The 13,843-nt window shown below is 67.7% G+C and carries 13 protein-coding genes; all 13 read right to left on the reverse strand.

The features are described from left to right. Positions 1-37: 37 nt before the first annotated feature. The 13 genes from E0W80_RS01510 to rpe all read right to left on the reverse strand — a co-directional run bounded on the left by E0W80_RS01510 (position 38) and on the right by rpe (position 13,841). Complete coding sequence (locus E0W80_RS01510) at positions 38-1,504, reverse strand: glutamate synthase subunit beta (protein ID WP_131491033.1); 1,467 nt, start codon at positions 1,502-1,504, stop codon at positions 38-40. Then, entirely contained in the window at positions 1,497-6,020 is a 4,524-nt protein-coding gene (gene gltB, locus E0W80_RS01515; protein ID WP_131491107.1) for a glutamate synthase large subunit, read from the reverse strand. Before gltB ends, E0W80_RS01510 begins: the two co-directional genes overlap by 8 nt. A gap of 143 nt (positions 6,021-6,163) precedes the next feature. Beyond that, positions 6,164-7,189: a prolipoprotein diacylglyceryl transferase gene (gene lgt / locus E0W80_RS01520; protein WP_047519559.1), complete on the reverse strand. Its 1,026-nt coding sequence runs from the start codon at positions 7,187-7,189 to the stop codon at positions 6,164-6,166. A gap of 10 nt (positions 7,190-7,199) precedes the next feature. Further along, on the reverse strand, positions 7,200-8,003 hold the full coding sequence (gene trpA / locus E0W80_RS01525; RefSeq protein WP_131491034.1) for a tryptophan synthase subunit alpha: 804 nt from the start codon (positions 8,001-8,003) through the stop codon (positions 7,200-7,202). After that, positions 8,000-9,268, reverse strand: coding sequence for a tryptophan synthase subunit beta (gene trpB, locus E0W80_RS01530; protein WP_131491108.1), 1,269 nt, complete (start codon positions 9,266-9,268; stop codon positions 8,000-8,002). Before trpB ends, trpA begins: the two co-directional genes overlap by 4 nt. Then, positions 9,268-10,041: an indole-3-glycerol phosphate synthase TrpC gene (gene trpC / locus E0W80_RS01535; RefSeq protein ID WP_047519553.1), complete on the reverse strand. Its 774-nt coding sequence runs from the start codon at positions 10,039-10,041 to the stop codon at positions 9,268-9,270. Before trpC ends, trpB begins: the two co-directional genes overlap by 1 nt. Beyond that, entirely contained in the window at positions 10,041-10,271 is a 231-nt protein-coding gene (locus E0W80_RS01540) for an HGxxPAAW family protein (protein ID WP_047519551.1), read from the reverse strand. The genes trpC and E0W80_RS01540 overlap by 1 nt, the downstream gene beginning before the upstream one ends. Positions 10,272-10,318: 47 nt before the next feature. Continuing rightward, positions 10,319-10,906, reverse strand: coding sequence for a Trp biosynthesis-associated membrane protein (locus E0W80_RS01545; protein ID WP_131491035.1), 588 nt, complete (start codon positions 10,904-10,906; stop codon positions 10,319-10,321). Next, entirely contained in the window at positions 10,903-11,262 is a 360-nt protein-coding gene (gene hisI, locus E0W80_RS01550) for a phosphoribosyl-AMP cyclohydrolase (RefSeq protein ID WP_131491036.1), read from the reverse strand. Before hisI ends, E0W80_RS01545 begins: the two co-directional genes overlap by 4 nt. Next, a complete protein-coding gene (hisF, locus tag E0W80_RS01555; protein ID WP_131491037.1) occupies positions 11,259-12,020 on the reverse strand; it encodes an imidazole glycerol phosphate synthase subunit HisF in 762 nt (253 codons plus the stop codon). The genes hisI and hisF overlap by 4 nt, the downstream gene beginning before the upstream one ends. Further along, positions 12,020-12,862: an ATP phosphoribosyltransferase gene (gene hisG / locus E0W80_RS01560; RefSeq protein WP_047519543.1), complete on the reverse strand. Its 843-nt coding sequence runs from the start codon at positions 12,860-12,862 to the stop codon at positions 12,020-12,022. Before hisG ends, hisF begins: the two co-directional genes overlap by 1 nt. A gap of 38 nt (positions 12,863-12,900) precedes the next feature. Further along, complete coding sequence (locus E0W80_RS01565) at positions 12,901-13,164, reverse strand: phosphoribosyl-ATP diphosphatase (RefSeq protein WP_131491038.1); 264 nt, start codon at positions 13,162-13,164, stop codon at positions 12,901-12,903. Beyond that, positions 13,161-13,841, reverse strand: a complete 681-nt coding sequence (gene rpe, locus E0W80_RS01570) for a ribulose-phosphate 3-epimerase (protein WP_131491039.1) — start codon at positions 13,839-13,841, stop codon at positions 13,161-13,163. The genes E0W80_RS01565 and rpe overlap by 4 nt, the downstream gene beginning before the upstream one ends. Between the last annotated feature and the right edge of the window lie 2 nt (positions 13,842-13,843).

The following is a 13,843-nucleotide window of genomic DNA, read 5'->3' on the forward strand; positions in this document are numbered from 1 at the left end:
TGGGGGATGTAAATCAGGCGACGGTGCCGGCCTCAGCCTACGCGGGCTGGAGACCGATCGCGACATCACTCGGTCGCACCGGCTCGGGAAGCACGGTGGTGCCCATCAGGAAGCGATCGACGTTCGCGGCAGCGGCGCGACCCTCGGCGATGGCCCACACGATGAGCGACTGACCGCGACCGGCGTCTCCGGCGACGAACACTCCGGGAACCGTCGACTCGTACGACGAGTCGCGACGGAAGGCGCCACGGTCGGTGACCTGCAGAAGCGTGTCTTCGGTGTATCCCTCCTGCTCGGGTCCGGTGAAGCCCATCGCGATCAGGACCAGATCCGCGGGGATCTCTCGCTCGGTGCCGCTCTTGGGGACGCGGCGGCCGTCGACGTACTCGGTCTCGGCCACGCGCAGCGCACGCACCTCACCGACGTCGTTTCCGAGGAACTCGACGGTGGACGCGAGGTACACCCGCTCTCCACCCTCCTCGTGGGCGGACGACACCTCGAAGATCGTCGGCATCATCGGCCACGGCTGGTGGTCCGGACGGACGTCGCCCGGCTGCATGCCGATCGCCAGGTTGGTGACGCTGAGAGCGCCCTGACGGTGCGCGGTGCCGATGCAGTCCGCTCCGGTGTCTCCACCGCCGATGACGATGACGTGCTTGCCCTCCGCGCTGATCTGGTCGGTGACCTTGTCGCCCGCGACCGCGTGGTTGGACTCGACGAGGTACTCCATGGCGAAGTGCACCCCGTCGAGGTCACGGCCGGGGATGGCGAGGTCACGTGGAACCGTGGACCCCGTCGCGATGACGACGGCGTCGTAGCGGGCACGCAGGTCGGGCCAGGAGATGTCCTTGCCGATCTCGACGCCGGCGCGGAAACGCGTGCCTTCCTCCTGCATCTGGCGAAGGCGCGATTCGAGCTGCGTCTTCTCCATCTTGAAGTCCGGGATGCCGTAGCGCAGCAGGCCGCCGATGCGGTCGTCCCGTTCGAAGACCGCGACCGTGTGCCCGGCTCGGGTGAGCTGCTGGGCGGCAGCGAGACCCGCGGGGCCGGATCCGACGACGGCGACCGTCTTTCCCGTGAGGCGCTCGGGCGGCTCCGGCTCGACCCACCCCTTGGCGAAGGCCTCATCGATGATCGAGACCTCGATCTGCTTGATCGTGACCGCCGGCTGGTTGATGCCGAGCACGCACGAGCTCTCGCAGGGCGCGGGGCACAGCCGCCCCGTGAACTCCGGGAAGTTGTTCGTGGCGTGCAGGCGCTCGATCGCCGCGCGGCCCTCACCGCGCCAGGTGAGGTCGTTCCACTCGGGGATCAGGTTGCCGAGCGGGCATCCCTGATGACAGAACGGCACGCCGCAGTCCATGCAGCGTCCGGCTTGACGACGCAGGACCTGCTTGTCGCCCGGCTCGTAGACCTCTTTCCAGTCCATGATGCGCACAGGCACCGGACGTCGTGCGGGAAGTTCCCGCTCGGTCACCTTCAGAAAGCCTTTGGGGTCAGCCACCGGTCACCTCCAGGATGCGGTTCCAAACGATGTCGCCGTCGGGGTCGATCCCCTCGGCCAGTGCTTCTTCGCGCATGCTCCGCACCGCGGCGAAGTCGCGAGGAAGCACCTTCACGAATTCCGCGGCGACGTCATCGAAGTTCTCGAGGAGTGCGGAGGCCCGTGGTGAGGCCGTGCGCTCGGCGTGCGCGACCAACAGGCTTCGCAGCACCTCGAGATCTGCGCGATCGAGTGGTTCGAGCCGCAGTTCTCCACTCCCGAGCGACTGCGCGTTCACCTTGCTGGTGTCGAGGGCGTGCACGTAGGCCACTCCCCCGGACATACCGGCGCCGAAGTTGCGGCCGGTCGAGCCGAGGATCACGGCCAGACCACCCGTCATGTACTCGAGCGCGTGGTCGCCCACTCCCTCGACGACGGCGGTCGCGCCCGAGTTGCGGACGAGGAAGCGTTCGCCGACGACACCGGAGATGAACATCGTCCCCGACGTCGCGCCATAGCCGATCACGTTTCCGGCGATCACGTTGTCCTCCGGAGCGATGGAGGACCCGCGAGGCGGGCGGATCGTGATGTCCCCACCGGACAGCCCCTTGCCGACGTAGTCGTTCGCGTCGCCTTCGAGCCGCAGCACGATGCCCGGCGGCAGGAACGCGCCGAGCGACTGCCCCGCGGTGCCGTGCAGCGTGACGTCGATGGTTCCCTCGGGGAGGCCTGTGGCGCCGTGGCGTGACGTGACCTGATGCCCCAGCATCGTCCCCACGGCACGCTCGGTGTTCGCGATGGGCAGCTCCGCCACGACGGGTTCGCCGTTGAGCAGCGCCCCCTTCGCGATGTCGATGAGCTGCACGTCGAAGTGCTTCTCGAGTTCGTGATCCTGCGCGCGGCCGCTGCGACGCGGCTCGCCCGCCGGGAAGGCCGGGCCTTCGAGCACGGGTGTCAGGTCGAGACCCTCTGCCTTCCAGTGCTCCACGGCGGCGTTCACCTCGATGAGATCGGCGCGCCCGATCACCTCGTCGAGAGAGCGGTATCCCAGCTCGGCGAGGAGTTCGCGCACCTCTTCGGCGATGAACTCCATGAAGTTCACGACGAACTCCGGCTTTCCTGTGAAGCGCTCGCGCAGCACCGGGTTCTGGGTCGCGACGCCGACCGGGCAGGTGTCGAGGTGGCAGACCCGCATCATGATGCAGCCGCTGACCACGAGGGGCGCCGTCGCGAAACCGAACTCCTCCGCGCCCAGCAGCGCACCGATGATCACGTCACGACCGGTCTTGAGCTGACCGTCGACCTGCACGACGACACGGTCCCGCATGCCGTTGAGCATGAGCGTCTGCTGGGTCTCGGCGAGACCGAGCTCCCACGGCGTGCCGGCGTGCTTGAGCGAGTTCAACGGGCTCGCTCCAGTTCCACCGTCGTGGCCGGAGACGAGAATCACGTCGCTCAGAGCCTTGGCGACACCCGCCGACACCGCACCGATGCCCGACTGGCTCACCAGCTTGGTGTGGATACGCGCCTCGGGGTTCGCCCGCTTCAGGTCGAAGATCAGCTGCTTGAGGTCTTCGATCGAGTAGATGTCATGGTGCGGCGGTGGCGAGATGAGACCGACACCGGCCGTTGCGTGACGGGTGCGGGCGACCCAGGGGTAGACCTTGGTCGGCGGCAGCTGTCCTCCCTCGCCGGGCTTGGCCCCCTGAGCGAGCTTGATCTGGATGTCGTCCGCCTCGGTGAGATAGAGGCTGGTCACACCGAAACGTCCGGAGGCGACCTGCTTGATCGCGCTGCGGCGTTCCGGGTCGACCAGGCGATCCGGATCCTCACCGCCTTCACCGGTGTTCGACTTCCCGCCGATCCTGTTCATGGCGATCGCGAGCGTCTCGTGCGCCTCCCGGGAGATCGACCCATAGCTCATCGCCCCCGTCGAGAACCTCTTGACGATCGCGGACACCGGCTCGACCTCGTCCAGCGGGACGGGCTTGCGGGTGCCGGTGCGCAGCGTGAACAGCCCGCGCAGCGTCTTCAGCTCTGCCGCCTGCTCATCGACGAGCTTCGTGTATTCCCGGAAGATGTCGTAGCGACGCGTGCGGGTCGAGTGCTGAAGCTTAAACACTGTCTCCGGGTTGAACAGGTGCGGAGAGCCGTCACGGCGCCACTGGTACTCGCCACCGGTCCACAGACGCTCGTGCGCACGCGCCGCCGCGTCCTCCGGATAGGCGTAGTCGTGACGCGCCTGGTTCTCGGCGAAGATCTCCTCGATGCCCACACCGCCGAGCTTGGACTCGGTGCGCGTGAAGTAGGCGTCGATGAACTCCTGGCTGAGGCCGACGGCCTCGAACACCTGAGCGCCCGCGTAGGACGACACGGTGGAGATGCCCATCTTCGACATGATCTTGAGCACGCCCTTGCCGAGGGCGTAGATCAGGTTCTTGACCGCCTTCTCGGGCGTGATGCCGTTGATGTAGCCGGTGCGTACGAGGTGCTCGACCGTCTCCATCGCGAGATACGGGTTCACGGCAGATGCGCCGTAACCGATCAGGGTCGCGACGTGGTGCACTTCACGCACGTCTCCGGCTTCGACGATGAGCCCGACCTTCATACGGTTCTCACGCCGGATGAGGTGGTGGTGGATCGCCGACACCATCAACAGGGACGGGATCGGGGTGAGGTCCTTGTTCGAGTCGCGGTCCGACAGGATGATGAACTCGGCGCCGTTCTCGATCGCCTCGTCGACCTCCGCGCACATCTCCGTGAGACGGTCCTGCAGGGTCTGGGGACCCGCATCGAAGTGGTAGAGGCCGCGAATGGTCACACTCGACCGGCCGGGCATCGCCTTGTCGATGTGACGGATCTTCGCGAGCTCGTCGTTGTCGATCACGGGGAAATCGAGCGACACGGTGCGGGTGTGCTCCGGCCCCCAGGAGAGCAGATTGCTCTCGGGCCCGAGACCCAGCTTGAGACTCGTGACGACCTCTTCACGGATCGAGTCGAGCGGCGGGTTCGTCACCTGTGCGAACTGCTGCGTGAAATAGTCGAAGAGCAGTCGCGGACGCTTGCTGAGCACCGCGATAGGCGTGTCGGAGCCCATGGCACCGAGGGGCTCGACGCCGGTCTGACCCATCGGGGTGAGCAGGATGCGGACTTCTTCCTCGGTGTATCCGAAGGTCCGCTGACGGCGGGTGATCGAGGCCGGAGGGTGCACGATGTGCTCGCGCTCCGGCAGCTCGGCGAGACGCACGGCGCCGGCATCCAGCCACTCCTGCCACGGGTGCATGGTGGCGAGGTCGCGCTTGATCTCGCTGTCCTCGACGATGCGACGCTGAGCCGTGTCGACGAGGAACATCTTTCCGGGCTGCAGTCGGCCGCGACGCTTGATGCGCTCCGGCTCGAACTGCAGCACACCGGTCTCGGAGCCGATCACGACCAGACCGTCGGTCGTCTCCGTCCACCGTCCCGGGCGGAGACCGTTGCGGTCGAGTGTGGCGCCGACGAGCGTACCGTCGGTGAAGATGAGGGCAGCGGGACCGTCCCACGGCTCCATCTGGTTCGAGTGGTACTCGTAGAACGAACGCAGCTCCGGCGAGATGTCGGTCTGCTTCTCGTAAGCCTCCGGAACCATCATCATGATGGCGTGCGGCAGGCTCCGTCCGGTGAGTGTGAGCAGCTCGAGCACCTCGTCGAAAGAGGCGGAGTCGCTCGCGCCATCGGTGCAGATCGGCAGCAGCGGATCGATGTCGCCGAGCAACTCCGATTCCAGCTGCGACTGGCGCGCACGCATCCAGTTGCGGTTCCCGCCGACGGTGTTGATCTCACCGTTGTGCGCGAGCATCCGCAGCGGCTGCGCGAGCGGCCATGACGGGAAGGTGTTCGTGGAGTACCGGGAATGCACCACCGCGAGCTCGGACGCGAAACGCTCGTCCTGCAGGTCGGGGTAGAACGGTTCGAGCTGCAGCGTCGTGACCATGCCCTTGTAGCCGAGCGTGCGGGCCGAGAGCGAGACGAAGTACGCGCCGAGTTCGTGACCTGCACGCTTGCGCAGGCGGTAGGCGACACGGTCGAGGGCGATGCCCGTGAGCGGCGCATCGGCGTGGGTCGCTCCCCCGGCGCTCACGAAGAGCTGCTCGAAGGCGGGACGCGCCTCATCGGCGAGCTTGCCGAGGTTCTCGTTGGCGGTAGGGACATCGCGCCATCCGAGGACACGGAGTCCTTCGGAGCGGGCGATCTTCTCGATCCCGGCCTTCTGCTGACGACGCTCGCTCGAATCGCGAGGCAGGAACGCCAGCCCCGCGGCGTACTCGCCCACCGGCGGCAGCTCGAAGCCGACCACAGCGCGGAGGAACGCATCGGGCATCTGCGTCAGGATGCCCGCACCGTCTCCGGTTCCGGCGTCGGAACCGATGGCACCACGGTGCTCCAGATTGCGAAGAGCCTGAAGGGCCAACGCGATGATGTCGTGCCCGGCTTCGCCGCGCAGCGTGGCGACCATGGCCAGGCCGCAGGCGTCCTTCTCGAACGCCGGGTTGTACATGCCCTGCTTCGGGGGGTATGCGCCGGAGGCGCCGTAAGGGGGCTGGAAGTACACCAGTTACCGTCCTCAGATCGTCGAGTGAAACCCGGGGACGACGTCGGCCCGCTCGTTCAGTGCAATGGTTCTCCCGCCACGAGGCGGCGTTATCGAGAGCCGTCCTCGCTCGTGGGAGCAGTGCTTGTGGCGGTGGCTCCTGCGGTGACTTCTTCGGTCGGAGGCTCGCTCACGTCTACGAAGTCAGAGGGATTGTTCTGCGATTGTACATCAGCGTCCGCGTCGGTCCGTTCGCGGCCCGGCTGATACGGCGAGGGCTCGAGACCGGGGTGGCGACGCGTCTGCACGATGAGGATCGCGAGACCCACGAGGACGCCGATGATGGCCGCGAGGACGTTGCTGCGCAGCCCCAGGATGATCTCGCTCGGGTCGATGCGGATCGACTCCCAGACGATGCGTCCCGCGCTGTACCAGATGAGGTACATCGCGAACAGGCGACCCCACTGGAAGAAGAGCTTGCGACCGAGCCAGAGCAGGACGATGACGCCCAGCCCGTTCCACAGCACCTCGTAGAGGAAGGTCGGGTGGAACAGCGTGCCCTCGGGAAGACCGGGAGGGAACGCGGAGTTCGTGGACTCGATCTCCAGCCCCCACGGCAGGTCGGTGGGGAGGCCGAAGAGTTCGTGGTTGAACCAGTTGCCGAAGCGTCCCATGGCCTGCGCCAGCAGCAGCCCTGGGGCCAGAGCGTCGGCGAACGTCCAGAACCGGATGCCGGTCCAGCGGCAGCCGAGATACGCACCGATCGCGCCACCGATGAGCGCACCGAAGATCGCGATACCGCCCTCCCAGATGGCCCACACCGAGCCCGGTTGGAAGGGGTTCCAGGTGTTGATGCCCTCGCCGAAGTAGTCGTTCGGGTGGGTGAGTACGTGGAAGATCCGGGCGCCGATGATCGCCAGGGGCACCGCCAGGATCGAGATGTCGATCACGACCCACGGCTCCGCACCGCGCTTGGTGAGACGGTGGTTGGTCAGCAGCGTCGCGGCGATGATGCCCGCGATGATGCACAGCGCATAGAAGTGGATCCGTATGGGCCCGAGGTCGAAGTAGGACACCGGGGGGCTCGGGATGCTGGCGAGCACACCGGTGAAGGTGCTGTGGAGCGCGAGTGACATGAGTGCGATTCTAGTTCTCGTGATCGGGGCGCGCCGACGAGGTGCCGGCTGCCAGGTTGCGGGTGACCTCGGCGAGGGCGGGGACGCCGCCGTCACGCAGGGCACGGACGAGGGCTGTGCCGACGATGGCACCGTCGGCGTACTCCGACACCCCGGCGATCTGCTCGGCCGTGGAGATGCCGATGCCCACGCACGCGCGTCGGGCGCCGTGCGCGCGCAGGCGTCCGACGAGGGTGCGTGCGGCGCGGTCGAGTTCGGCGCGTTCGCCCGTGATACCCATCGTCGAGACGGTGTACACGAACCCGGTGGACGACTTCACGACGAGGTCGAGCCGCTCGTCGGAGGAGGTGGGCGCAGCCAGGAACACGCGGTCGAGGCCCGTCCGCTCGCTCGCGGCGATCCACTCCCCCGCGGCATCGGGCGTGATGTCGGGCGTGATGAGTCCGGCGCCGCCCGCGGCGAGCAGGTCATCCGCATACCGGTCGACGCCGTACTGCATGACCGGGTTCCAGTACGTCATGACGAGGACCGGCACATCGGTCGCAGCCGTGATGGCGCGGATCGCCGTGAAGAGGTCGGCCATCCGGAAGCCCGCAGCCAGAGCCGTGGTGGTCGCCTCCTGGATGATCGCGCCGTCCATCACCGGGTCGCTGTACGGCGGCCCCAGCTCGATGATGTCGACGCCGTTCTCGGCGAGGGCGATGGCCGCCTGGATGCTCGTCTCGAGGTCGGGGAATCCGACGGGCAGGTAGCCGACGAACGCGCTGCGGCCGGCGTCCTGGGCGCGCTGGATCGCCTGTTCGACTCGGCTCATAGCTGGGGCTCCCCCTTCGATGCGAGCTCTTCCTCGGCGCTCTCCTCCGCGACTTCGTGGGCCAGAGCGGCCTGGTCGTAGAGCTCGAAGTAGCGGGCTGCGGTGTCCATGTCCTTGTCGCCACGACCCGAGAGACACACGGCGATGAGTCCGTCAGGACCGAGCTCGCGCCCGACGCGCAGCGCACCGGCGAGGGCATGAGCCGATTCGATGGCGGGGATGATCCCCTCCGTCCGACTCAGTAGACGCAGAGCCTGCATGGCTTCGTCGTCGGTCGCCGGGATGTACTCGGCGCGGCCGATGTCCGCGAGCCAGGCGTGCTCCGGGCCGACACCGGGATAGTCGAGCCCTGCGGAGATCGAGTGCGACTCGATGGTCTGGCCGTCCTCATCCTGGAGCACGTAGGTCTTGGCGCCGTGCAGCACACCGGGCCGCCCACGCTCGATCGATGCCGCGTGCTTCTCGGTGTCGACGCCATCGCCCGCCGCCTCCACGCCGTAGAGGGCGACGCCCTCATCGTCGAGGAACGCATCGAACATGCCGATCGCATTCGACCCGCCGCCCACGCACGCGAGGACCGCATCGGGGAGCCGTCCGACCTCGTCGAGGAGTTGCGCACGCGCCTCCTCGCCGATGATCTTCTGGAAGTCGCGGACCATCGCCGGGAAGGGGTGCGGTCCTGCGGCGGTGCCGAAGATGTAGTTGGTGGTCTCGACCGACGCCACCCAGTCGCGGTAGGCATCGTTGATCGCGTCCTTGAGCGTGCGGGAACCGGACGTCACCGGAACGACCTCCGCACCGAGCAGGCGCATGCGGGCCACGTTGAGCGCTTGACGCTCGGTGTCGACCTCACCCATGTAGATCGTGCAGTCCAAGCCGAACAGCGCCGCAGCGGTGGCGGTCGCGACGCCGTGCTGTCCAGCGCCCGTCTCGGCGATCACACGGGTCTTGCCGAGCCGCTTGGTCAGCAGCGCCTGTCCGAGGACGTTGTTGATCTTGTGCGAACCCGTGTGGTTGAGGTCTTCCCGCTTGAGGAAGACGCGTGCCCCACCGGCGTGCTCGGCGAACCGCGGCACCTCGGTGATCGCGGACGGCCTCCCGGCGTACGAGCTCAGCAGGTGCGCGAGCTCAGCCCGGAAATCCGGGTCGATGATCGCCGCCTCGTACGCCACGGTCAACTCGTCGATCGCGGCGATGAGCGACTCGGGCATGTAACGCCCGCCGAATTCGCCGAAGAAGGGACCGTGCTGGTCGCGCAGGCTCATCATGCCTCCAGGAAACGCGTGAGAGTGGCGACGGGGTCGCCGGTGACGAGAGCCTCGCCGATCAGGACGACGTCGGCGCCGGCGGAGCGGTAGTGCGCGACGTCTTCGGGGGTGAGCACTGCGGACTCCGCGATCTTCACCGCGGTGTCCGGGATCCGATCCACCAGGCGACCGAACAGGTCGCGGTCGAGTTCGAGTGTCTTCAGATCACGCGCGTTCACACCGATCAGCGGAGAACCGAGGTCGATGGCGGCTTCGAGCTCCTCGGCCGAATGCGTCTCGACGAGGGGGGTCATGCCGAGTTCGGTGATGAACCCGAAGAGGTCGCGAAGCACTTCGGCGTCGAGACCGGCGACGATGAGGAGGACGAGATCGGCGCCCGCGGCACGGGCCTCGAGGACCTGGTAGCGGGTGGCGATGAAGTCCTTGCGCAGCACCGGCAGCGAGACCCTGGCGGTGACCGCCTCGAGGTCGGCGAGGCTCCCCCCGAATCGACGTTCCTCGGTCAGCACGCTGATCGCCGAGGCGCCTCCCTCTTCGTAGAGAGATGCCTGGAGCGCCGGGTCGGGGATCTCCGCGAGAGCGCCGCGCGAGGGGCTCGCGCGCTTGACCTCGGCGATGATCTTCACACGATCGGCCGGCGCGAGGAACGCCAGCGCGTCCTTCGCGGCGGGACGCGCGAGCGCATCGCGCTCCACGGCGGCCAACGGGCGCGATGAGGCGCGACGCTCAGCGTCTGCGACAGCGCCGGCCGTCAGGTCGGCGAGGACCATTAGTGCGCCTTCGGAGCGTACTTCGGACCCTTCACGCCATAGCCGGCCTTGGCCAGCACCCAGCCCATGATCGCGCCGATGGGAACGAGAGCGATCGAGATCATCACGAGGACCGGCTGCTCGAAGCAGAACGCGACAGTGGCGGCGGCGACGCCGACCAGCATGATGACGACGGCGGTCCAGGCGGCAGGCGAATGTCCGTGGCCGGGATCGGCGATCGGGTTGGTCATGTTCTCCTCCGGGGGACGACGTGCAGTTCGGAATCAGTCTATCGGGGTCAACGAGTCGGATCGGTCCCGCGGGACAGCTCGTCCCACGAATCGACGGCATCCACAGGCCCATCGTGGGCGACGTCGACGCGATCGGTGCGGTACCGCCGTCCGCCCGTCTTCCATCCGCGCCAGGTCACGAGGACGACGACGGACGCGACCAGCAGGATCGCCCAGCCGACCAGCGCGATGTACGGCCACGCGGAAGGCACGATGCTCGAGACCGTCTCGTGGACCGCCGCGCCACCGGCCAGACCCGTCACCTCGGTCACGGTGGCGGCGACGGCGCCGAACGGCTCGGTGAGCAGGAGCTGGAGCGTCGACCAGCCGAGGAACAGTGCTGTCACGGCCGCCAGCACTCCGAAGACGAAGCGGACCGCCTTGCCGGCGATCGAGAGCGCCGCACCGAGGGCGAGAACCGCAAGGCTGAGCGGGGCGAGGAGAACGAGGGCGGACGCGCCGGGCACGAGGATCGCTTCTCCCGCATCCGCGCGCTCGACCGTGAACCAGGTCTGGGTCGAGGAGATGATGCCGATCGCGCCGGCGAGCAGGAAGCCGGACACCGAGATCGAGCGACCGCGCTTCGCGAGTGTCACGACTGCTCCTCCCCCACCACGGCGCCGAGATCGGTCGTGTCGAAACAGGTACGGGTACCCGTGTGGCAGGCCGGACCGTGCTGCGCCACGAGGAGCAGGATGGCGTCCCCGTCGCAGTCGAGCCGCGCTTCGCGCACGACCTGGATGTGACCCGAGGTGTCGCCCTTCCGCCAGTACTCCTGACGTGAACGCGACCAGTACGTGGCGCGGCCGGAGGTCAGGGTGCGTCGCAGGGCCTCCGCGTCGACCCACGCGAGCATGAGGACCTCTCGCGTGTCCCACTGCTGCACGATCACCGGGGCGAGACCGTCCGGATTGAAGTCGACCTGCGCGATGCGCTCGTCCACGGTGGTCATCTGATCACCACTCCCTCTGCGCGGAGCGCATCCTTGACGTCGCCGACCGTGAGCGCGCCGGTGTGGAACACACTCGCCGCCAGGACCGCGTCGGCTCCCGCTTTAATGGCCGGAGCGAAGTCGGCGGCCTTCCCCGCACCGCCCGAGGCGATCACGGGCACCGACGCGACCTCACGCATCAGGCGCACCAGCTCGAGATCGAAACCGTCTCGCGTGCCGTCGGCGTCGATGGAGTTCACGAGGAGCTCCCCGGCTCCTCGATCGACGGCTTCACGAGCCCAGTCGAGTGCATCGAGCGTCGTCTCCGTGCGACCGCCGTGCGTCGTGACGACGAACCCGGAGGACGTGGTGGGGGCGCGCTTCACGTCGAGGGACAGGACGAGCACCTGGGCGCCGAAGCGGTCCGCGATCTCTCCGATGAGGTCTGGGCGCGAGATCGCGGCGGAGTTCACGCCCACCTTGTCGGCACCGACCGAGAGCAGTCGGGCCACGTCTTCCACGGTGCGCACTCCCCCGCCCACGGTCAACGGCACGAAGACCTGCTCGGCGGTGCGCTGCACAACGTCGTAAGTAGTCGCCCGGGCGTCGACCGTCGCGGTCACATCGAGGAAGGTGATCTCGTCAGCACCCTGTGCCGCATAGTGCCGTGCCAGCTCGACAGGGTCACCCATGTCCCGCAGGTTCTCGAAGTTGACGCCCTTGACGACGCGACCGGCGGCGACATCGAGGCACGGGATGACACGACTGGCGAGAGTCATCACAGCCTCGCGTTGTGGATGGCCGTCACCAGGATCGCGCGCGCGCCCAGGGCGTAGAGCGCATCCATGACGGGGTTGACGCGCGAGCGCGCGACCATGACGCGCACGGCCACCCACTCGGGGTCGCGGAGCGGGGAGACGGTCGGCGATTCCACGCCTCCGGCGATCTTCACGGCGTCGTCGAGGAGCGCGACCGGGAGGTCGTAGTCGATCATCACGAACCGTCGTGCGACCATCACGCCACGCAGGCGGCGGAGCAGCGTCTCCGCACCGTCCGCATCGACCGGCCCGGCGATGAGCACCGCCTCCGACTCCAGGATGACGGGGCCGAACACATCGAGACCCGCCTGACGCAGTGTGGTCCCGGTCTCGACGACGTCGGCGACCGCATCGGCGACCCCGAGTCGGACCGCGGACTCGACCGCGCCGTCGAGGGGTACCAGGTCGACCGCGATGTCGCGCTCGTCGAGGAACGCATCCACCAGGCCCGGGTAGGAGGTAGCGACGCGCAGCCCGTCGAGCTCCGACACGTCGGTGTAACGCCCCGTCGGTGCAGCGAAGCGGAATGTGGAGCCGGCGAACCCGAGCGCCTCGATCTCGCGCGCGCCGGGCATCCGCGCGTCGAGCAGGAGGTCGCGTCCGGTGATGCCGACGTCGATGGCGCCGGAGCCGACGTAGGTCGCGATGTCCTTGGGTCGGAGGAAGAAGAACTCGACGTCGTTCTCGGCGTCGACGACATGGAGGGTCTTGGGATCACGACGCCCGGCGTAGCCCGCTTCGGCGAGCATCTCGGCGGCGGTCTCGGAGAGGGAGCCCTTGTTGGGAACAGCGATGCGCAGCATGGATGGCTTTCAGTTCGAGGAGGTCGGAACGGAGCGCATCACAGATGTCGGTAGACGTCCTGCAGGCTGAGCCCCTTCGCGAGCATCATCACCTGGACGTGGTACAGCAGCTGGGAGATCTCCTCGGCGGCAGCGGCGTCGGACTCGTACTCCGACGCCATCCACACCTCGGCGGCTTCTTCCACGATCTTCTTGCCGATCGTGTGCACGCCGCCGTCGAGCTCGGCGACCGTGCCCGATCCTTCAGGGCGGGTCTCTGCCTTGACGCTGAGCTCGGCGAACAGCTCGTCGAAAGTCTTCACGCTTCCAGGCTAGCGGCTCGGGCGAGGTCTCTCAGCCGGGTGACGGCCGCCTCGACGTCATCGGCCCCGTACACGGCCGATCCGGCGACGAAGGTGTCGGCGCCGGCCGCCGCGGCGATCTCGATCGTGCGATCGGAGATGCCTCCGTCGACCTGGAGCCAGACCCGGGAGCCCCGCCGACGCGCCTCTGCCGCCAGCGCCTCGAGCTTGGGCATCGTCTCCGGCATGAAGCTCTGACCGCCGAAGCCCGGTTCGACCGTCATCACGAGGATCTGGTCGAATTCATCGAGGATCTCGAACAATGAGTCGACGGGCGTCGCCGGCTTCACCGCGACACCCGCACGGGATCCGATGTCACGCAGTCGGCGAGCGAGCGCCACGGGGTCGGACGTGGCCTCCAGATGGAACGTGACACTCGCGGCACCGATCTCGGCGTACTCCGGTGCCCACCGCTCCGGCTCCGTGATCATCAGATGGACATCGAGCGGGATGGGGCTGGTCGCCTGGATCCGCTCGACCATCTGCGGGCCGAACGTCAGGTTCGGCACGAAGTGGTTGTCCATCACGTCGACATGGGCGAAGTCCGCGGCGGCGATCCGGGCGAGATCCGCCTGCATGTTCACGAAATCGGCGGCGAGGATACTCGGGTTGATGCGCGGGGCGCGGGGCAGATCCACGG

The organism is Microbacterium sp. PI-1 (genome assembly GCF_004337555.1).
Classification (GTDB): Bacteria; Actinomycetota; Actinomycetes; order Actinomycetales; family Microbacteriaceae; genus Microbacterium; species Microbacterium aurugineum.

Coding starts and splice junctions, on each gene's coding strand:
- trpA (WP_131491034.1), bottom strand. CDS start 8,003: ATGAGCCGAGTCGAACAGGCGATCCAGCGCGCCCAGGACGCCGGCCGC.
- hisG (WP_047519543.1), bottom strand. CDS start 12,862: ATGCTGCGCATCGCTGTTCCCAACAAGGGCTCCCTCTCCGAGACCGCC.
- gltB (WP_131491107.1), bottom strand. CDS start 6,020: ATGTACAACCCGGCGTTCGAGAAGGACGCCTGCGGCCTGGCCATGGTC.
- trpB (WP_131491108.1), bottom strand. CDS start 9,268: ATGAGCCTGCGCGACCAGCACGGTCCCTTCTTCGGCGAATTCGGCGGG.
- lgt (WP_047519559.1), bottom strand. CDS start 7,189: ATGTCACTCGCGCTCCACAGCACCTTCACCGGTGTGCTCGCCAGCATC.
- hisI (WP_131491036.1), bottom strand. CDS start 11,262: ATGACCACCGTGGACGAGCGCATCGCGCAGGTCGACTTCAATCCGGAC.
- hisF (WP_131491037.1), bottom strand. CDS start 12,020: ATGACTCTCGCCAGTCGTGTCATCCCGTGCCTCGATGTCGCCGCCGGT.
- trpC (WP_047519553.1), bottom strand. CDS start 10,041: ATGGTCCTCGCCGACCTGACGGCCGGCGCTGTCGCAGACGCTGAGCGT.
- E0W80_RS01540 (WP_047519551.1), bottom strand. CDS start 10,271: ATGACCAACCCGATCGCCGATCCCGGCCACGGACATTCGCCTGCCGCC.